Source organism: Stenotrophomonas sp. YJH_SMC_10 (assembly GCF_059371555.1).
Genome location: NZ_JCAFUS010000002.1, coordinates 366,418 through 386,204, shown reverse-complemented (window position 1 = coordinate 386,204; position 19,787 = coordinate 366,418). Strand labels below are relative to the sequence as shown.

The following is a 19,787-nucleotide window of genomic DNA, read 5'->3' as shown; positions in this document are numbered from 1 at the left end:
GTGGATAACGCCATGAACGACCTTTCCAACGCCGTGCCGATGCAGCGCATCGCCGTGCCGTCCTCGCACGAGAGCCTGCACACGCCGTCGCCGGTGAAGCTGGCTGCGCGTGGACTGGACTTCTACTACGACAAGTTCCACGCCCTGAAGGGCATCAACCTGGAGATCCCGGAAAAGCGCGTCACCGCGCTGATCGGTCCCTCCGGTTGCGGCAAGTCGACCCTGCTGCGCATCTTCAACCGCATCTACGCGCTGTACCCGAAGCTGGAGGCGCGCGGCGAAGTGCTGCTGGACGGCGAGAACATCCTGTCGCCGAAGTACCCGATGAACCGCCTGCGCAGCAAGGTCGGCATGGTGTTCCAGAAGCCGGTGCCGTTCCCGATGACCATCTTCGAGAACGTGGCCTACGGCATCCGCCACCACGAGAAGCTGAGCAAGGCCGACATGGCCGACCGCGTCGAGCAGGCGCTGCGCCAGGGCGCGCTGTGGGACGAGGTGAAGGACAAGCTGGGGCAGAGCGCACTGGGCCTGTCCGGCGGCCAGCAGCAGCGCCTGTGCATCGCCCGTGCCGTGGCGCTGCGCCCGTCGGTGCTGCTGCTTGACGAGCCGACCTCGGCGCTGGACCCGATCTCGACCAGCCGCATCGAGCAGCTGGTGGAAGAGCTCAAGCACGAGTACACGATCGTGATCGTCACCCACAACATGCAGCAGGCCGCGCGCGTGTCCGACTACACCGCCTTCATGTACCTGGGCGACCTGATCGAGCACGACCGCACCGAAGTGATCTTCTCGCAGCCGTCGCAGCGGCAGACCGAGGACTACATCACCGGTCGCTTCGGCTGATCGACGCTGATCCTTCGCCACATGTCCCAGCCAGGCACGGCCTGGCTCTACCCGGATTGCAGACCATGAACCTTCCCAACGACCACATCGTCAAGAGCTACGACGAAGAGCAGCAGCGGCTGGTGGCCGAAATCGTGCGCATGGGCGAGATGGCGGTCGCCCAGCTCGAGGCGTCGATGGACGTGATCGAGAAGCGCGACGAGAACGCCGCCCATCGCATCATCGCCAACGACGAAGCCATCGATGCGCTGGAGCAGCAGATCAGCCATGACGTGATGCGCCTGGCCCTGCGCGGCCCGATGGCGCGCGACCTGCGCGAGATCCTTGCCGGCCTGCGCATTCCGGCCGACATCGAGCGCATCGGCGACTACGCGGCCAATGTTGCCAAGCGTTCGATCGCGCTGGGCAAGGTACCGCCGCTGCCGCAGATCCAGGGCCTGCGTGCGCTGGGCCGCCTGGCCGCGCAGCAGGTGCGCCGCGCCATCGCCGCCTACCGCGACAACGACGCCGACGCCGCGCTGGAACTGCGCGAGGACGACGCCCGCCTGGACGCGCAGTACACCGCGCTGTTCCGCGAGCTGCTGACCTACATGATGGAAGACCCGCGCAACATCACCCCGTGCACGCACCTGCTGTTCATGGCCAAGAACCTGGAGCGCGTGGGCGACCACGCCACCAACATCGCCGAGAACGTGTGGTTCCTGGTGCACGGTGAGCAGCCGCTGCCGCCGCGCGAGAAGCGCGACGAGACCTCCAGCACCGGCCAGCCCTGACGCTGCACTGCAACACCGGAGTCGACTCCAAGGTGGCCGCTGTCCTGGTGACAGCGGCCTTTTTCTTTGCGGTGTTCCCCAGGATTGTGGGCGCCGGGCTTGCCCAGTGCGGACCTGCCGGAGGCTTCTGTAACAGATCTCACGAAAATTTGAGGTCTCGGCGAGGATTCGTTGAGTAGGATCGCTGCAGCATCGAATCACCCCGGGCACCCGCCCACCACCCAGGAGTAATACCGATGAGCAGTTCGAACAAGACCCTGTCCCTGCTGACCGCGACCGCCCTGGCCGCCGGCCTGGGCATGACCGCCAGTGCCTCGGCCCTGAGCATGAGCGACCTCGCCCAGGGTTACCTGGTGGCCGGACAGGCAGCCAAGGCCAGCACCGACGCCAAGGCCGCCGATACCAAGATGGCCGCCGACGCAACCAAGCATGCCGAAGGCAAGTGTGGCGCCGACGGCAAGAGCGGCGAAGGCAAGTGTGGTGCCGACAAGGGCAAGGCCGCAGGTGCAGCCGGTGCCAAGGCCAAGACCGGCGACACGAAGTCGGCCGAAGGCAAGTGTGGCGAAGGCAAGTGCGGTGGCAAGCACTGACGTCGGCGCCCGCCTCGTCCACCCGCAGTCGCCGCTTCGTGCGGCGGCTGCAGGGCTGGGCCTGCGCCGGGCGCTGCTGCAGGATCTGCGTGATGCCCCGGCAGGCGACTTCGACTTCCTCGAATGCGCGCCGGAGAACTGGATCCATGTCGGCGGACCTGCCGGTGATGCGCTGGCCGAACTGGCGCAACGCCATCCACTGAGCTGCCACGGCCTGTCGCTGTCGCTGGGCGGCAGTGCCCCGCTGGACACCCAGCTGCTGGAACAGGTCGTGCAGTTCCTGGAAACACACCGGGTACCGCTGTACAGCGAGCACCTGAGCTACTGCAGCGACGACGGCCACCTGTACGACCTGCTGCCGATTCCGTTCACCGATGAAGCCGTACGCCACACCGCCGCGCGCATCCGCAGGGTGCAGGAGCTGCTCGGCCGCCGTATCGCGGTGGAGAACGTGTCCTACTACCTGGCGCCGGAACCGGCGATGGACGAACTGGCGTTCACCAATGCGGTGCTCGCCGAAGCCGACTGCGACCTGCTGCTGGACGTCAACAATGTCTACGTCAACGCCTGCAACCACGGCTACGATGCCGATGCCTTCATCGCCGGCCTGCCCGCGCAGCGCATCGTCTGCCTGCACGTGGCCGGGCACCTGGACGAGGCACCGGACCTGAAGATCGACACCCATGGCAGCGCGGTGATCGATCCGGTCTGGGAGCTGCTGGCGCGTACCTATGCACGCATCGGCCCGCGCCCCACCCTGCTCGAACGCGATTTCAATTTCCCGCCCTATGCGGAACTGCGGGGCGAACTGCAGACCATCCGGCGCCTGCAGGCCGCCCACGCCGGGGCTGCATATGGCTGACGCCACCGACACCCTGCGCGCGCAGCAGCACGCGTTCACCGCGCACCTGCGCGACCCCCAGGCAGTCCCCGCGCCGGCCGGACTGGATCCCCGCCGCGTGGCGGTCTACCAGCACCTGCTGTTCAACAACCTGCTGGGCCTGCTGAGCAATGGCTTCCCGGTCTGCGTGCGCCTGCTCGGCGAACCGGCCTGGAGCGCACTGGTGCGCCACTACTTCGCCAACCATCGCTGCCAGACGCCGCTGTTCACCGAACTGGCCGCCGAATTCGTGCAGTGGCTGCAGGTGCAGCCGCAGCTGCCGCACCCGGCGCTGGCCGAACTGGCCCATTACGAGTGGGTGGAAACCGCGCTGTACCAGCTGCAGGCCGATCCCCTTCCCGCACCCGGCGCTGCCGATCCGCTGCACGTGCCGCTGCAGCGCTCGCCGCTGGCCTGGCCGCTGCTGTACCAGTGGCCGGTGCACCGCCTGGGTGCCGACGATGCACCGACCCGGCCTCCAACCGAACCGACCGGCCTGCTGGTCCGCCGCGACGCCGGCGGCGAAGTGCGATTCGCCGAACTCAGCCCGTTGGCGGTGTACCTGCTGTCCAGCATTGGCGAACAGCCCGGGCTGGAAGGCCAGGCCTACCTGCGGCAGCTGGCCCGCGCGCACGGGCTGGCCGAGGACGCCCTGGCCGAACCGGGTGCTGCGCTGCTGCAGCAGTTCGTGCAGGCCGGCGTGATCGGTCCGCTCGCCTCCCCACCCTGACACCCCCTCCCCGGAGATCCACCGATGAAGCTACCGCTCCTGGCCGCCGCACGCGGCCAGCTGGACCGTCTCGCCCCCTGGTTGGCCCCGCTCGGCCTGCGCCTGCTGCTGGCCTGGGAATACTTCGAATCCGGCCGCGAGAAACTGCATGGGCAGAACTGGTTTGCCGATCTGCAGGACGCCTTCCCGTTCCCGTTCAACCAGCTGCCCGCCGCGCTGAACTGGCAGCTTGCCACGTGGTTCGAACTGATCGGTGCGGCCTGCCTGCTGATGGGCTTCGGCACCCGCTTTGCCGCCGCCAGCCTGCTGGTGCTGACCATCGTGGCCACCTACGCAGTGCATTGGCCGATGGACTGGCAGTCACTGGGCGACCTCGCCATGGGCTATGTGATCAGTGACCAGGGCTTTGGCAACTACAAGCTGCCGGTGCTGTTCATGGCCATGCTGCTGCCGCTGGTCTTCACCGGCGCCGGCAGGCTGAGCGTGGATGCATGGTTGGCTCGGTGGCAGCCATCAGGTACCACGACACGGCCTGCGGTCCGGTAAATGCCAACCCAGGTTGGCACCTCCCGGGATCCTGGGCGTGCGCTGCACCGGCAGCTGTCGACCTTGGTCAACACACGCCCACGCAGGAAACCCGGGCTCCTCGGGCCAGCCGGGCGCTCAGGGGCGCTCTGCTAGAATTCACGCATGACTGACCCCACCCCCGCACCTGCCGCCGCTCCCGATTCCGCAGTACCCCAGGCGCAGCGCGCGATGTCCCAACGCTTCCGCGGCTTCCTGCCGGTGGTCGTGGATGTGGAAACCGGCGGCTTCGACAGCCAGCGCAATGCGCTGCTGGAAATCGCAGCCGTGCCGATCGAGATGGACGAGAACGGCCTGCTGTACCCCGGCCAGACTGCCAGCGCCCATGTGGTACCGGCCGAAGGCCTGGAAATCGACCCCAAGTCGCTGGAAGTGACCGGCATCATCCTTGACCACCCGTTCCGGCTGGCCAAGGAAGAAAAGGCGGCGCTGGACCACATCTTCACTCCGGTGCGCGCGGCGATGAAGAAGTACGGTTGCCAGCGCGCGATCCTGGTCGGCCACAACGCGCATTTCGACCTTGGCTTCGTCAACGCGGCCGTAGCGCGGACCGGCCACAAGCGCAATCCGTTCCATCCGTTCAGCGTCTTCGACACGGTGACCCTGGCCGGGATCGCCTACGGGCAGACGGTGCTGGCACGCGCGGCCACCGCGGCCGGGCTGGGCTGGGATGCCAACGAGGCCCACAGCGCGGTGTATGACACCGAACAGACCGCGCGGCTGTTCTGCACCATCGCCAACGCCTGGCCGCGGTGAAGCGGCCAGCGGCGGAGCCCCTCGTGGCGTGAAGCGAATCATCGGTTGGGCCGAGCAGGGTGGGTTCGCGCGGGACGCCGTGAACCCGTCCCTGCGGGCTTAGCCGCGCCATCCATGCCACGGATCCCCCCGCGAACCCACCCTGCCCGGCCTTCGACAGGTTGCTGGCCGCCACGGAAAGATCAGAAAAAGCGGGAGCAGCAGCGTGTCGCGGTGCTCGTCGGGGACTGACGATCACTGCTGTGGTGGGTCACGTCTCTGGTGGATGCCGACCGTTGGTACGGCAACACCCGTAGCGCCACGCCATGCGTGGATGAACTCAACCAATGCTCGTCCGATCCCGGCCGTCACTCTTGGCGCGGTACAGCGCGCGGTCGGCGCGCTGGTACAGCAGCGCCGGGGTGCGGTCGTCGGCGTCCAGTTCCACCAGGCCGGCGCTGAAGGTCACGCGCAGTCCTGCCACCCCGGCCCAGTCCGGGTGGTCATGGAACAGGCCGCGCAGCCGTGCACACAGCTGTGCGGCCTCTTCCAGGCGGGTGTCGTTGAGCAGCAGCGCGAACTCTTCGCCGCCGGTGCGCGCCGGCAGGTCGGAGTCGCGGCAGGCCGCAGCGATCAACGTCGCCACCTGCACCAGCACGGCATCGCCGATGCTGTGGCTGTGGCGATCGTTGACAGCCTTGAAGTGGTCGATGTCCAGCACCACCAGGCACAGTGGATGGCCACTGCGCTGCGAGCGGGCGAAATCACGCGCCAGCGTCTCGTCGAAGCCACGGCGGTTGGCCAGGCCGGTCAGGGCGTCTTCGCGGGCCTGCCGCTCGAACGCCTCGGCCTGCCGCGCCAGGCGCTCGGCCAGTTCGGTCTTTTCCTGGTTCAGCGCCTGCAGGTGCACGGTCTTGGCCTGCAGGTCGAAGGTCGCTTCGTCCACTCGCCGCGCCAGGCGCAGGTTGCTGGCCTGCAGCTGCTGCAGCAGCAGCCGGTACAGCGCCACCAGGCCGCCCAGCAGCAACAGCCCCGCCAGTACCTGCACGCTGCGGCGCTGCCACCAGAACGGCTCGACACTGAAGCTCCACACTGCCTCCTGCTGGCCCCAGGTGCCTCCCGGGTGCGCCGCCGCCACGTGCAGGGTGTAGTCGCCCGGCGGCAGGCCGACGAACTCGACGCTGCGCTGCGGGCCGCGCTCGACCCAGCCGGCATCGAGCCCGTCCAGCCGCGTGCGGTAGCGGATCCGGTCGGACATCAGGTAGCTCAGGCCGACGTAGCTCACCGCCAGCCGGCGACCGCCGGGAATGGCGTTGCGCTCCGGTCCCTCCCAATGCACCGGCGCGCCATCCACCTGCACGCTTTCGATCGCCGCAGGCGGTGACGGGCGCTCGCGGAAGCGCTGCAGGCGCTGCGGGTCGACCGTGCTCAGGCCGCCGGCGGTGACCACCCAGAACGTGCCATCCTGGCGCAGGATCGCCGATGGACCGGAACTGCCGTTGGCCTGTGCATTGGCCATGCCGTCGATCTCGTTGTAGCGCTCCACCACCACCCGCGGCGTACGGCCGTCGGCGACCGCGTTGAGGGTAGCCATGTCGGTGCGCAGCACACCGCGATTGCTGCTGATCCACACATTGCCAAGGCGATCGGGCACCAGCTGGAACACCGCATCCACCGGCATGCCCTGCTCCAGGCCAACCCGTGCCAGCCTGCCATTGCGCCAGCGGTACAGGCCGCGATCACTGCTGATCCACATCGCGTCGCCCAGCTGGTGGAAGCCGAACACGCTGCGGCCGCCGCCCAGCGGCGCCAGGTCGATCGACTGCACGTGGTCGCCGCGCAGCACGCGGATGCCTTCGATGGTGCCGATCCACAGGTTGCCCTGGTGGTCATGCTCGAGCGCGGTGATCAGGCCGCCGGGCATGCCGGGCACGTCCGAGACCTGCACGCGGTCGCCGTCGATGCGCACCACGCCCTTCTGCGTGCCGGCCCAGACCACGCCCTGCGGATCAACGCTGATCGCACGGATGTTGCCGCCCGGCATGCCATCGGCGGCCGCGTAGTTGTGGCGCAGCTGGCCGTCGCGGCCGAGCCGGTAGACACCATCGCCGAATGTTCCCACCCACAGGTCACCATCGGGCCCCTGCGCCAGGCTCAGCACCGACGGTGCCTTGCCGCCGCGGTTGTGCAGCGGCATCGCCCGGAAACGGCCATCGGCGGTCTGCAGGTCAAGCCCGCTGGCGCTGCCGACCCACAGCTGGCGGTCGCGGTCCTCCAACACCGTGCGCACGTAGTCGCCACTGAGCCCGTCGCGCTCGGTGTAGCTGCTGAACAGTGTCTCGCGCAGGCGGTACAGGCCGCCATTGGCGCCCACCCAGATGCTGCCTTCGGCATCCTCGCGCAGGCTGACCACGCGTCCACCCGGCAGGTTCAGGCCGGCCGGCAGCCGCTCCAGGCCGTGCCCGGAGATGCGCAGCAGCCCCTGGTTCTCGGTGCCCAGCCACAGGTCGCCGTGCCGGTCCTGCAGCATCGAGGTCATGTGCAGCTGGCCGGGCAGGCGGTGCACCAGCACCAGCCGATCGTCCTCCACCCGGTACAGGCGCTCGCCGGCGACGATCCACAACGCGCCGTCCGGCGCGCGGTACGGCCACGACAGGCCAGTGCCGGCGCCCAGCCCCCACGCCGCAGGCGCCCGCTTGAGTACGCCGTCGTTGTCGCGCAGCACCAGCCCGTCGAGCGTGCCGACCCAGACCCGGTCCTGCGCATCAACCACCAGCCTGGTGAAGCTCATCGCCATCGGCAGGTCGGCCGCCGGCGCCCGGTAGACGATGCCCGAGTCCGGCGTCAGATAGCCGATGCCCTTGCCTTCGTACAACAGCCACAGCCGGCCCTGGCTGTCCATCTGCATGGACTGGATCAGCACCTGCGGCGTATCCGCCTGGTGCTCCCAGACCCGCCACTGGCCATCACTGCCGCGGTGGCTGACATTGCCGCGCGAGTCGCTGATCCACAGCCCGCCCTGGCGGTCGACGAACAGCGCGCCGATGCCGTTGTCGCGCAGGCCCGGGCGCGTGCTGCGGTCGAACACGGTGAAATCCAGGCCGTTGTAGCGCACCAGCCCTTCCCAGGTGGCGAACCACAGATGGCCCTCCGGCGTCTGTGCGATGTCGCGCAGCGAGTTGTGCGGCAGGCCATTGCGCGAGGTCCATACGTCGATGGCGTAGTCGCGCAGCGGCGGTGCGCCCTCCTGCGCAGCCAGTGGCAGCGCCAGGGCCAGCAGCAGCCATAGCAGGCCCTGTCGCAGTGCCCGCTGGATGGCTGATGCGCGGCGCTCCACCCAGCGCCCCTGATCCCCCTGCCCGCCCATCAGCGCGGCGGCGGCGGCCAGGTGCGGCTGCAGGACGCGGCAGCGTGCAGGAACAACCGGGCAGCGCGCGCTGGCATGCCGGCAGGAACGGGCTGGCTCATCGGGGAGAGGCTGGGGAGATGCGCAGATGATAGGCCAAACCCCGGCCCGGGCGTCACCGCGTGCGGCGCCCCGGCTCAGCCGGCGCGGCCGGGCGCCACCACCTGGGCACTGGCCGGCCACTGCACCACCGCCTCCAGGCCCCCTTCGGCCCGGTTGCGCAGCCACAGCCGGGCCCCGTCCTTTTCGGCCAGGGCGCGGGCAATGGTCAGGCCCAGGCCGGCACCGCCGGTCTCGCGCGAACGCGAGGTTTCCACCCGCACGAACGGATCGAACACCGCCTCCAGCTGCTCCTCGGCCAGGCCAGGGCCATCGTCGGCCACCACCACGGTGATCGCACCGCCGCTGCGCTCGACCCGCACCCGTGCCCGCTGCGCATACATCACCGCGTTGTCCACCAGGTTGGAGAACAGGCGATGCATGGCCAGCGGCCGCAGCATCAGCACCGCACCGCTGCCGCCTTCGAAGACCACATCGGCGCCGCCTTCGGCGGTGTCCTCGACAATGCTCTCCAGCAGCGAATCCAGGTCCAGTGCGGCGCGCTGCTCGGCACTCTCGGCACTGCGGGCCAGTTCCAGGCCCTCGCGCACCAGCGCCTGCATCGCGGCCAGGTCACCGATCAGGCGCTCGCGCAGGGTCTCGTCGCTGACGTTCTCCAGGCGCAGGCGCAGCCGCGTCAACGGCGTCTGCAGGTCATGGGTGATCGCCGCCAGCATCTGCGTGCGTTCGGCCAGGTGCCGCTGCAGGCGGTGCTGCATGGCGTTGAAGGCTTCGGCGGCGCGCTGCACTTCGCGCGGCCCGCGCAGGGGCAACGGGTCGCGCTGCAGGTCATCGCCGAGGTCTTCGGCGGCGGCGGCCAGTTCCTGCAGTGGCGCGCTGGCCATGCGCGCAACGATGTAGGCCAGCACCGCGATCGCCAGCACCAGCAGGGTCAGGAACCACGGGTCCACGGCCAGGATGCCGTTGTGCGCCACCGCCGGCGAGTCCAGCGCCAGCTTCAGCAGCGTGCCGTCGTTGAGGGTCACGTCCACCGCGCGGCACTTGGGCGGGATGAAGGCCGGGTCGCGTTCGCGCGGCGGCCGCCGATGGCCCGGCGGCGGTGGCGGCAGCAGGTCCTGCAGCTTGGGAATGCAGGAGCGGAATGAAGTGAAGTGCACATGTGCGCGCGACACCGGCCCCGGCCGGTCTTCCAGCACTTCCATCAGCGCCGTGTCAGCGCGTCCCAGCCGGGCGCCCGGCTGCAGCGCGCGCACGCTTGGCCCGCCGATCGCCAGCAGGCGCTCACGCAGCTCCGGATTGCCGTCCAGCAGGTTGACGTAGCCCTGCAGGCGGTCGGCGATCCGGTTCAGGTTCTGCCGCTCGAATTCCTGCTGGCGCTTTGACGTGGCCAGCATGGTCGCGCCGATCGCCGCCACCGCCATGCCCAGCAGGAGGATCACGAACAACCGCCCGACCATCGAGGACAGGAAATGGCGCAGGCGTTTCATCGCCGCTTATTCCAGGTTGACCGACGAGGCCAGCACGTAGCCTTCGTTGCGTACGGTCTTGATCAGCCCGTCCGGGCCGCCGTCGTCGCCCAGCTTGTTGCGCAGGCGGCTGACCTGCAGGTCGATCGCACGATCCTGTGCCTCATAGTTGCGGCCACTGCTGAGCGCGACCAGCTGCTCGCGCGACAGCACCTTGTTGGCGTGGGCGATGAACACCCGCAGCAGGCGGAACTCGGCACCGGACAGCACCACCACGCGGTCATCCGGGTCGACCAGGTGGCGATGCTCAAGGTCGAACACCCAGCGCGAGAAACGCGCGCGGCGCACCGCCAGCGGTTCCAGGTTGGCCGGCAGCGCCTCGGTCCGGCGCAGCACGTTGCGGATGCGCGCCAGCAGTTCACGCGGCTCGAACGGCTTGGCCAGGTAGTCGTCGGCGCCCATTTCCAGGCCCAGCACGCGGTCGATCGGCTCGGCGCGGGCGGTGAGCATGATCACCGGCGTGTTCGAGCGCGCACGCAGGTCGCGGCACAGGGTCAGGCCATCCTCGCGCGGCAGGTTGAGGTCGAGCACGATCAGGTCCACGTGCTCGCGGTCCAGCAGCTGGCGCATGGCGGTGCCATCGGCGGCAGTGCTCACCTGGTAGCCGGCGCGGCCGAGCTGCTCGGCCAGCAGCGTGCGGATGTCGTTGTCGTCGTCGACGATCAGCAGTCGATGCATCGTGTTTTCAGTCTCCATGTCGCGATCATCCCGTGTCGGCAGCTGAACCGCATCCGGGGCAATGCGTACCAGTGTATCCACCCAGGGACGGGATACCTGTGGTTACGCGTATTCACCGACAGTGTTACACACAGACATACCCCGAGGATTGAGCGGTCCATCGTCCGGTCTTCACAATGCCTGCCAACGCCGCCCGCGCGGTCCAGAGAGTGAAGCCACCACGTGACGTTCCGCCTGTTGCCCGCGACCCGCCGGGGTCGCCTGATGCTGATCGCCCTGCTTGCCCTGATCGCCGCCGCCACCGCCTGGTGGCTGCTGCGCAAGCCCGCCGCCCCGGCCGTGGCCACCTCGCCGGTCAGCCGCGGTGACATCGAGCAGACCGTGGACGCGACCGGCGTGATCGATGCCTACAAGCTGGTCAGCGTCGGCGCGCAGGCCTCGGGCCAGATCAAGTCGCTGAAGGTGCAGCTGGGCGATACGGTGAAGGAAGGCGACCTGATCGCCGAGATCGACGCCACCACCCAGCAGAACCAGGTGCTCAACGCGCAGGCCTCGCTGGACCAGGTCACCGCGCAGCGCGCCGTGCAGCAGGCCACCCTGCGCCAGGCCGAACTGGAATTCGCGCGGCAGCAGCAGATGCTGGCCGCCGAGGCCACCTCGCGCCAGGAGTACGATGCCGCCGAGGCACAGCTGAAGACCGCCCGGGCCCAGCTGCAGTCCTATGAGGCACAGATCAAGGGCCGCGAAACCGAGCTGGGCACCGCCCGCGCCAACCTGGCCTACACCCGCATCACCGCGCCGATGGATGGCACCGTGGTGGCGGTGGTGGCCGAAGAAGGCCGCACCGTGAACGCCAACCAGACCGCACCGACCATCGTGATGCTGGCGCGGCTGGACGTGGTCACCGTCAATGCCGAGATCTCCGAAGCCGACGTGGTCAAGATCAAGCCCGGCATGCCGGTGTACTTCACCACCCTGGGCGATCCGGACCGCAAGTATCACGCCACGCTGCGCCAGATCAATCCGGCGCCGGCCTCGATCGCCAACGAAAGCTCCTCCAGCTCCAGCAGTTCGTCCAGTTCCAGTTCCAGCAGCGCGGTCTACTACAACGCGCTGTTCGACGTGGAGAATCCCGACGGCACGCTGCGCATCGACATGACCGCGCAGGTCTCGGTACTGCTCAAGCAGGCCAAGGGCGTGCTGATGGTGCCGGCGGTGGCGCTGGGACCGAAGCGCCGTGGAAACGAGCGCATGGTGCGGGTGCTGGACGACAAGGGCCAGCCGCAGCCGCGCAAGGTCACGGTGGGCATCAACAACGGCGCCTCCGCCGAGATACTGTCCGGATTGAAGGAAGGCGAGCGCGTGGTGGTCGGCGAAGCCAGCGCCGCCGGTGCCGGTGCCAGCGGCGGCAACCGCGGCGGCATGCCGATGCGGGTCGGCGGCCCGGGCATGGGGCGCCGATGAGCACGACGGCGCCGCTGCTGCGCCTGCGCGACCTGCGACGTGAATTCCCGGCCGGCGACGAGGTGATCGCCGTACTGCGCGACGTCAATCTGGACATCCACGCCGGTGAGATGGTGGCCATCGTCGGCCAGTCCGGCTCGGGCAAGTCGACGCTGATGAACATCCTCGGCTGCCTCGACCGCCCCACCCGCGGCAGCTACCAGGTGGCCGGCCGCGAAACCGGACGGATGCAGCCGGACGAACTGGCCGAACTGCGCCGCGAGCATTTCGGCTTCATCTTCCAGCGCTACCACCTGCTCGGCGACCTGGATGCGCGCGGCAACGTGGAGGTGCCGGCGGTGTATGCCGGCAGCCCCGGTGCCGTGCGCAACGCGCGTGCCGAGCAACTGCTGCAGCGCCTGGGCCTGGGTGATCGCATGCATCACAAGCCGGGCCAGCTGTCCGGTGGCCAGCAGCAGCGCGTGTCGATCGCGCGTGCCCTGATGAACGGTGGCGAGGTGATCCTGGCCGACGAGCCGACCGGCGCGCTCGACACGAAATCCGGCGAGGAAGTGATGGCCATCCTCGGCGAGCTGCATGCCGAAGGCCACACCATCATCATCGTCACCCACGACATGAGCGTGGCCGAGCACGCGCAGCGCATCATCGAGATCCGCGACGGCGAGATCATCGCCGACCGCGCCAATCCGAACGCACCGAGCTACCGCGCACAGCGCGAGGCCAGCACCGGCGTCGCCCACGGCAACAGCTGGCGGGCGGCACGCGACCGCTTCACCGAAGCGTTCCGCATGGCCCTGCTGGCGATGAACGCACATCGGCTGCGTACCTTCCTGACCATGCTCGGCATCATCATCGGCATCGCCTCGGTGGTGTCGGTGGTGGCGCTGGGCAACGGCTCGCAGCAGCAGATCCTGCAGAACATCAGCGCGCTCGGCACCAACACCATCGACGTCTACCCCGGTCGTGGTTTCGGCGACATGCGTTCGGCACGGGTGCAGACACTGAAGGCCAGCGATGCCGACGCGCTGGCAAGGCAGAGCTACGTGGACAGCGCTACGCCCAGCGTGTCGACCTCGGTCACCGCGCGCTACCGCAACCAGTCGTCCACCGCGCAGGTCAGCGGCGTTGGCGAGCAGTTCTTCCGGGTCAAGGGCGTGACCCTACTCAGCGGCAGCTTCTTCGATGCCGACGCGGTGAAGGGCCTGGGCCAGGTGGCGGTGATCGACGAGAACACCCAGGCCCAGTTCTTCCCGGAAGTCGATCCGGTCGGCCAGGTGATCCTGCTCGGCAACGTGCCGGCGCGCGTGGTCGGCGTGGCCAAGCGGCAGAGCTTCGGTTTCGGTGGCAGCACCAGCCTCAGTGTGTGGGTGCCGTACACCACGGTGATGTCGCGCATGCTCGGCCAGAGCCACGTGTCCAGCATCACCGTGCGCGTGGACGACGACACGCCGATGGATGCGGCGCAGGAGGCAATTACCCGCCTGCTGACCCTGCGCCATGGCACCGAGGACTTCTTCCTCAGCAACAGCGCCGAAATCCGCGAAACCATCGAGCAGACCACGCGCACGATGACCCTGCTGATCGGTGCCATCGCCGCCATCGCACTGCTGGTCGGTGGCATCGGCGTGATGAACATCATGCTGGTGTCAGTCACCGAGCGCACCCGCGAGATCGGGGTGCGCATGGCGGTGGGTGCGCGTCAGAGTGATATCCGCCAGCAGTTCCTGATCGAGGCGGTGCTGGTGTGCCTGCTCGGCGGCGTGCTCGGCATCGGCCTGGCGCTGCTGCTGGGCTCGATGATCGGCCGCTTCGCCAGCGATTTCCAGGTGCTGTTCTCCACGGCCTCGATCGTTGCGGCGTTCGCCTGCTCGACCCTGATCGGCGTGGCGTTCGGCTTCCTGCCCGCACGCAACGCTGCGCAACTCGATCCGGTGGAGGCCCTGGCCCGCGAATGAAGAAGATGACCCGACTGCCCTTCCCCGCTCCCCGGCACCTGCTGCTGGCCGGTGCCGTTGTACTTGCCCTGTCCGGCTGCGCGTCGGTCGGCCGCTACCCGGTGCATGACCCGGCCGTGGCGGCGCAGTATGGGCGTGGCGATGCCACCCTCAACGCGCCGGCCGACGACCCGCGCAGCAGCCTGGATACACCGGGCCGCGACATCCGCCAGGACACCTGGTGGACCGGCTTCGGCGATGAACGCCTGGACCGCCTGGTGGCGCAGGCGCTGGCCGCCAACAGCGATCTGGCCGCCGCCGGCCTGGCCGTGCAGCGCTCGCGCCTGCAGGCCGGCCTGGCCAGCAACGCGTTGTGGCCGCAGCCTTCGTCCTCCGGCGTGAGCGGCAGCGCCAGCCGCGCCACCGACCAGCCCGATGACTGGCGCCGCAGCTATTCCACCGGCGTCTCGCTGGGCTGGGAAGTGGACCTGTGGGGGCGCCTGTGGACCCAGCGCGACATCGCCCGCTGGGAGGCCGAAGCCAGCGAGGAAGACCGGCAGAACACCGCCCTGCTGGTGATCGGCGACACCATCACCCAGTACTGGAACCTGGCTTACCTCAACCAGTCGATCGCCACCGGCCAGGCCAACCTGGAGCGCCTGGAACGCACCCGGGAACTGGTGCAGGCCCGCTTCGACGCCGGCGCGGTATCGCGCCTGGAAGTGCGCCAGGCGCTGCAGAACCTGCAGTCGCAGCGCTCGGCGCAGAGTGCGCTGGAACAGCAGCGGGTGGAGGTACGCAACGCGCTGACCGTGCTGCTGGACGGCACGCCGTGGCCGCAGGAGGACGAGCCGCAGGACCTGCTGGGCGCACGTAGCCCGCCCATCGCCGAAGGCCTGCCGACCGACCTGCTCGGCCGCCGGCCCGACCTGCGTGCGGCGGAACTGCGCCTGCGCAACAGCCTGAAGACGATCAAGGTCACTGCCACCCAGTACTACCCGGCGCTGAGCCTGACCGGCAGCCTGGGCTCCAGCGCGACGTCGCTGGGTGATGTGCTGCGCAACCCGGTCGCCACGCTCGGGGCCGGACTGTCGCTTCCCTTCCTCAACCTGCAGCGTGCGCAGCTGGATACCGATATCGCCGGCACCGCCTACCAGATCGCCGCGACCAATTTCCGCAAGACGCTGTACACCGCGCTCTCGGAAGTGGACAACGCACTGTCGGCCCGCGAGCAGCTGGCGCGCCAGGTGGCGGCCTCGCAGGCTTCGTACGACGAAGCAGTGGAAGTGGAGCGCGCGCAGGAAGTGCGTTACCGCGTGGGTGCCACCGATCTGCGCACCTGGCTGGAAGCGCAGCAGACCCGGCGCGACGCAGAGCTGTCGCTGGCGCGTGCGCGCCAGGGCCAGCTGAACAACGACGTGACCCTGTTCAAGGCACTGGGCGGCAGCGCGGGTCGACGCAGGACATGAAAAAGGGGTCAGATTCCTTTTCCCATTGGAAAAGCAATCTGACCCCGATCACATCGCGCTGGCTGGTCAACCGCGCTGGCGCACGGCCTCGAACAGGCTGACGCCGGCGGCGACCGAAACGTTCAGGCTCTCGATTTCGCCCGGCATCGGGATCTTGACCAGGCCATCGCAGTTCTCGCGGGTCAGCCGGCGCAGGCCGTCGGCTTCGCCGCCCAGCACCAGGGCGATGTTGCCCTTCAGGTCCAGCTGGTACAGCGAGGCGGTGGCCTCACCGGCCAGGCCGTAGATCCACACGCCCTGCTTCTGCAGGTCCTTCAGGCAGCGCGACAGGTTGGTCACTGCCACCACCGGGATGAGGTCGGCGGCGCCGGCCGAAGTCTTGCGCACAGTGGCATTGACCGTGGCCGACTTGTCCTTCGGGATGATCACCGCGGTGGCACCGGCGGCCGCGGCCGAGCGCAGGCAGGCGCCGAGGTTGTGCGGGTCCTGCACCTCGTCCAGCACCAGCAGCAGGGCCTTGCCCTCGGCCGCGCTGACCAGGCCTTCCAGCTCGTTCTCACTGTAGGTGCGGGCGGCGGCATAGCGCGCGGCCACGCCCTGGTGCCGCACCGAACCGCCGACACCGTCCAGTGCCTGGGCGTTCACCTTGCGCACGTCGATGCCCTTGCGGCGGGCGTTCTCCTCGATCTCGGTCAGGCGCGGATTCTTCGCACCGGCCTCGACCAGCACTTCGCGGACGTTCTCGGCGTCGTTCTCGATGGAGGAGGCGACGGCGTTGACGCCGACGATCCACTGGCTGTTCTTGCTCATGCGGGCGGGGACCGGAAAGGGGGTGGCTATGGTAGAGCATCGGCAGGCCGGGCGCTGCGACCGGCCGCCCCGCTGTAGCGCCGAGCCCCTGCTCGCCTGGCGGGGGCCGACGAAGCCTGGACCCAGAGCAGCCGAGCGTAGGCTCGGCCTGCAGGTGGATCATCGGCTGCGCGGCGGCCAGTGCGGGGTGTCGTGGTCGGGATGCTGGTGGGACTCGAGGGTGGCCAGGAAATCCAGCGCAGCGAGGTCCTCCTCGGTACGCCGTGCCGGCAGGCTGGCCAGGCTGTCGAGGAACGGCAGCTTGCGCTCGATCCCGTACTGGATCCTCGGCGGCAGGCGCTCGGGTTCGTCAAATGCGCCGGCAGCCACGGCCACGCCATCAGGCGCCTCGTAGGTCAACGGCGTACCGCAGTCGCCGCAGAAGCCACGGCGGACCACGTTGGATGACTGGAAATGGCGCGGCTGGCCGCGGGTCCAGCTGAACTGCACGCCGCGCACCGACACCAGCGGCGCGTAGTAGGCGCCGAAGGCCTTCTGGCACATGCGGCAGTGGCAGATCGAGCTGTCGGTCAGCGCGCCACGCACGTGGAAGCGGATCGCGCCGCACTGGCAGCCACCGCTGTATTCGGGTTGGCCCTGCATGCGATGTCTCCTGGTGGTGCCGGCCGCTGGCCGGCAACCCGTCGGTGCCGAGGGTGCCATGGATGCCGGCCAGCGGCCGGCACTACCACGGTCATCAATATTTCTCTTTCTTCCGCTTGGCCGGCTTGCCACGCTGGGGCAGCGGCGGCAGGCTTTCGCCCTCGTCCTCACCCTTGTGTTCGACCAGGCGGAAGTCGATCTTGCGCTCTTCCATGCTGGCCTTCAGCACCAGGATGCGTACGCGGTCGCCCAGCCGGTAGCTGCTGCCGCGGCGCTCGCCGGTCAGCGTCTTGCGGGTCGCGTCGAACTTGTAATAGTCCTGCGGTAGCTGGGTGACATGCACCAGGCCCTGCACCTTCGACTCGTCCAGCTCCACGAACAGGCCGAAGCTGGTCACGCCGCTGATCACGCCGTCGAACTGGCCGCCGACGTGCTTTTCCATCCACGCCGCGCGGTAACGCTCGTCGACCTCGCGCTCGGCTTCGTCGGCACGGCGCTCGCGCTCGGAGCACTGCAGCGCCAGCGCGGCCATCTCGCGGGCGTTGTAGGTGAACTTGTCCAGTGGCTTGCCGGACAGCGCATGCTTGATCGCGCGGTGCACCAGCAGGTCGGGGTAGCGGCGGATCGGCGAAGTGAAGTGCGCGTACGCCTCCAGCGCCAGGCCGAAGTGGCCGTGGTTCTCCGGGCTGTAGATGGCCAGGCTCTGGCTGCGCAGCAGCACCGACTCCAGCAGCGTGGCATCGGGGCGGTCACGGATCTTCTTCAGCAGCTTGGTGTAATCGCCCGGGCGCACCTTCGACCACGGCGGCAGGCTCAGCTTGAATTCCTTGAGGAATTCGAGCAGGTCGGCGTACTTGGTTTCCGGTGGTTTCTCGTGGATGCGGTACGGCGCCGGCACGTGGCGCGACAGCAGGTACTTCGCCGCCTCGACGTTGGCCGCGATCATGCATTCCTCGATCAGCTTGTGCGCGTCGTTGCGCACCAGCATGCCGGCCTGGGTGACTTCACCGCGATTGTCCAGCACGAAGCGCACTTCGCTGCTTTCGAACTCGATGGCGCCGCGCTTGGCGCGCGCCTTCGACAGCACCTTGTACAGCTGGTGCAGGCGCTGCACGTGCGGCAACAGATCCCCCATCCAGGCCTGGGTCTCGGCATCGTCCTCGCCCACCGCCTTCCACACCTGGGTGTAGGTCAGGCGCGCGTGCGAGTTCATCACGGCTTCGTAGAAGCGCGAATGCGTGACCAGGCCATCGCGGTCGATCTGCATGTCACAGACGAAACACATGCGGTCCACCTTCGGCATCAGCGAGCAGATGCCGTTGGACAGCGTCTCCGGCAGCATCGGCACCACGAAGCCCGGGAAGTACACCGAGGTGGCACGCTTCTGCGCCTCTTCGTCCAGCGGTGTGCCGGGGCGGACGTAATTGGAGACATCGGCAATCGCCACCACCAGGCGGAAGCCATCGGCATTCGGCTCGCAGTACACCGCGTCGTCGAAGTCCTTGGCATCTTCACCGTCGATGGTGACCAGCGGCGTGCTGCGCAGGTCGACGCGGTCGCCGATCATCGCCGGCTCGACCACCAGCGGCACCGAGGCGGCTTCGTCCAGCACCTCCTGCGGGAACTCGAACGGCAGCTCATGGCCGTGGATGGCGGTTTCCACCACCAGCGAAGCGGTCAGCTTGTCGCCGAGCACGGCAATGATGCGGCCGATCGGCGGACGGCGGCTGTCCGGTGCCTGGGTCAGTTCGCAGACCACCAGCTGGCCATCGCGCGCACCGCCGGTCTGGTCCGGCGGCACCTGCACGTTGCGCTGCACGCGCTTGTCGTCAGGCACCACGTAATTGATGCCCATCTCGACACTGAAACGGCCGATCAGGCGGGTCATGCCGCGCTCCAGCACGCGGGCGATGCTGCCTTCGCGGCGGCCACGGTGGTCGATGCCGGTCACGCGGGCCAGCACCTTGTCACCGTGCATGACCTTGCGCATTTCATACGGCGGCAGGAACAGGTCGTCGCCGCCCTCGACCGGACGCAGGAAACCGAATCCTTCCGGGTTGGCGATCACCACGCCGGTGACCAGGTTCAGGGTCTGGATCGGGGCGAAGCCGCCCCGGCGGTTCTGCACCAGCTGGCCATCGCGGACCATGGCGCCGAGCCGGCGCGACAGTGCTTCGGCACGGTCCGGGGCGGTCAGGCCCAGGCGTGCGCCCAGTTCCTCTGCCGTCTGCGGCCCCTCGCAACGCTCCAGCAGGGCCAGGATGGCCTCGCGGCTGGCGATGGGCTGTTCGTACTTCTCGGCTTCGCGGGCGGCATAGGGATCGTCGATCACCTTGCCGGCCGGCGGCAGCTTGCGGCCCGGGGCCGGGCCGGGGGCCGCGGCGTCGGCGCCTCGGGCCTTGCGGCCGCGCGGCGGTGCGCTGCCTTCATTCAATTCGGGAAACCAGCCCGGCAATGGCTTGCCCGGCTTGGTGGTGCGGGCTGCGCCCGCCTTGGCGCCCTTGTTCGGGGCCTGGCCGCGGGATGGCTTCCCGCCCTTGCTTGGTTTTTTGGTAGTCATCGCCCTACATGGTAGCCGCTGGCGGCGTGCAGAACGGGTCAGCGGTCGCCTTCAGGCGATCGTGTCAAAAATATTCAGGAAGTCGTTGACTTCCTGCGGATT

16 protein-coding genes are annotated in these 19,787 nt (G+C 68.7%); 10 read left to right on the top strand and 6 right to left on the bottom strand.

Going from position 1 to position 19,787, the window contains the following annotated elements; translation table 11 throughout:
* Positions 1-12 precede the first annotated feature (12 nt).
* The 7 genes from pstB (at position 13) to rnt (ending at position 5,157) form a co-directional block, all read left to right on the top strand.
* Positions 13-843, top strand: coding sequence for a phosphate ABC transporter ATP-binding protein PstB (gene pstB, locus AC5P9C_RS05080; RefSeq protein WP_005408788.1), 831 nt, complete (start codon positions 13-15; stop codon positions 841-843).
* A 65-nt stretch (positions 844-908) separates the two neighbouring features.
* Positions 909-1,616 carry a phosphate signaling complex protein PhoU gene (gene phoU, locus AC5P9C_RS05075; protein WP_005408787.1) on the top strand — a complete coding sequence of 236 codons (708 nt, stop codon included), beginning with the start codon at positions 909-911 and terminating at the stop codon, positions 1,614-1,616.
* A gap of 236 nt (positions 1,617-1,852) precedes the next feature.
* Positions 1,853-2,206 carry an HvfA family oxazolone/thioamide-modified RiPP metallophore gene (locus AC5P9C_RS05070; RefSeq protein ID WP_049466995.1) on the top strand — a complete coding sequence of 118 codons (354 nt, stop codon included), beginning with the start codon at positions 1,853-1,855 and terminating at the stop codon, positions 2,204-2,206.
* Positions 2,193-3,068, top strand: coding sequence for an HvfB family MNIO-type RiPP peptide maturase (locus AC5P9C_RS05065; protein ID WP_343541133.1), 876 nt, complete (start codon positions 2,193-2,195; stop codon positions 3,066-3,068). Before AC5P9C_RS05070 ends, AC5P9C_RS05065 begins: the two co-directional genes overlap by 14 nt.
* Positions 3,061-3,816, top strand: a complete 756-nt coding sequence (locus AC5P9C_RS05060; RefSeq protein WP_049466999.1) for an HvfC family RiPP maturation protein — start codon at positions 3,061-3,063, stop codon at positions 3,814-3,816. Before AC5P9C_RS05065 ends, AC5P9C_RS05060 begins: the two co-directional genes overlap by 8 nt.
* A gap of 24 nt (positions 3,817-3,840) precedes the next feature.
* Positions 3,841-4,362 (top strand): HvfX family Cu-binding RiPP maturation protein, encoded by a 522-nt coding sequence (locus AC5P9C_RS05055; RefSeq protein ID WP_064238000.1) that lies wholly within the window; start codon positions 3,841-3,843, stop codon positions 4,360-4,362.
* A gap of 144 nt (positions 4,363-4,506) precedes the next feature.
* Positions 4,507-5,157, top strand: coding sequence for a ribonuclease T (gene rnt, locus AC5P9C_RS05050; protein ID WP_014036542.1), 651 nt, complete (start codon positions 4,507-4,509; stop codon positions 5,155-5,157).
* Between the two features lie 319 nt (positions 5,158-5,476).
* On the opposite strand, the gene AC5P9C_RS05045 is transcribed toward rnt, so the two are convergent.
* The 3 genes from AC5P9C_RS05045 to AC5P9C_RS05035 form a co-directional block, all read right to left on the bottom strand.
* The gene (locus AC5P9C_RS05045; protein WP_053505187.1) at positions 5,477-8,503 is read right to left on the bottom strand and encodes a ligand-binding sensor domain-containing diguanylate cyclase; all 3,027 of its coding nucleotides are present in this window, start codon (positions 8,501-8,503) and stop codon (positions 5,477-5,479) included.
* Positions 8,504-8,679: 176 nt separating this feature from the next.
* Complete coding sequence (locus AC5P9C_RS05040; RefSeq protein WP_049467003.1) at positions 8,680-10,089, bottom strand: ATP-binding protein; 1,410 nt, start codon at positions 10,087-10,089, stop codon at positions 8,680-8,682.
* Positions 10,090-10,095: 6 nt separating this feature from the next.
* Positions 10,096-10,824 carry a response regulator gene (locus tag AC5P9C_RS05035; protein WP_005408779.1) on the bottom strand — a complete coding sequence of 243 codons (729 nt, stop codon included), beginning with the start codon at positions 10,822-10,824 and terminating at the stop codon, positions 10,096-10,098.
* Positions 10,825-11,028: 204 nt separating this feature from the next.
* On the opposite strand from AC5P9C_RS05035, the gene AC5P9C_RS05030 reads away from it, so the two are divergent.
* The 3 genes from AC5P9C_RS05030 to AC5P9C_RS05020 are packed head-to-tail and all read left to right on the top strand — an operon-like array spanning position 11,029 to position 15,673.
* Entirely contained in the window at positions 11,029-12,270 is a 1,242-nt protein-coding gene (locus AC5P9C_RS05030; protein WP_074725962.1) for an efflux RND transporter periplasmic adaptor subunit, read from the top strand.
* Positions 12,267-14,225, top strand: a complete 1,959-nt coding sequence (locus tag AC5P9C_RS05025) for a MacB family efflux pump subunit (protein ID WP_414615044.1) — start codon at positions 12,267-12,269, stop codon at positions 14,223-14,225. The genes AC5P9C_RS05030 and AC5P9C_RS05025 overlap by 4 nt, the downstream gene beginning before the upstream one ends.
* Positions 14,222-15,673 carry an efflux transporter outer membrane subunit gene (locus tag AC5P9C_RS05020; RefSeq protein WP_343542354.1) on the top strand — a complete coding sequence of 484 codons (1,452 nt, stop codon included), beginning with the start codon at positions 14,222-14,224 and terminating at the stop codon, positions 15,671-15,673. The genes AC5P9C_RS05025 and AC5P9C_RS05020 overlap by 4 nt, the downstream gene beginning before the upstream one ends.
* A gap of 66 nt (positions 15,674-15,739) precedes the next feature.
* Here AC5P9C_RS05020 and rlmB read toward each other — a convergent pair whose 3' ends face one another.
* The 3 genes from rlmB to rnr form a co-directional block, all read right to left on the bottom strand.
* Positions 15,740-16,483: a 23S rRNA (guanosine(2251)-2'-O)-methyltransferase RlmB gene (rlmB, locus tag AC5P9C_RS05015; protein WP_049467010.1), complete on the bottom strand. Its 744-nt coding sequence runs from the start codon at positions 16,481-16,483 to the stop codon at positions 15,740-15,742.
* Positions 16,484-16,642: 159 nt separating this feature from the next.
* Positions 16,643-17,125: a GFA family protein gene (locus AC5P9C_RS05010; protein ID WP_053463544.1), complete on the bottom strand. Its 483-nt coding sequence runs from the start codon at positions 17,123-17,125 to the stop codon at positions 16,643-16,645.
* Between the two features lie 94 nt (positions 17,126-17,219).
* Complete coding sequence (gene rnr, locus AC5P9C_RS05005) at positions 17,220-19,685, bottom strand: ribonuclease R (protein ID WP_074725965.1); 2,466 nt, start codon at positions 19,683-19,685, stop codon at positions 17,220-17,222.
* Between the last annotated feature and the right edge of the window lie 102 nt (positions 19,686-19,787).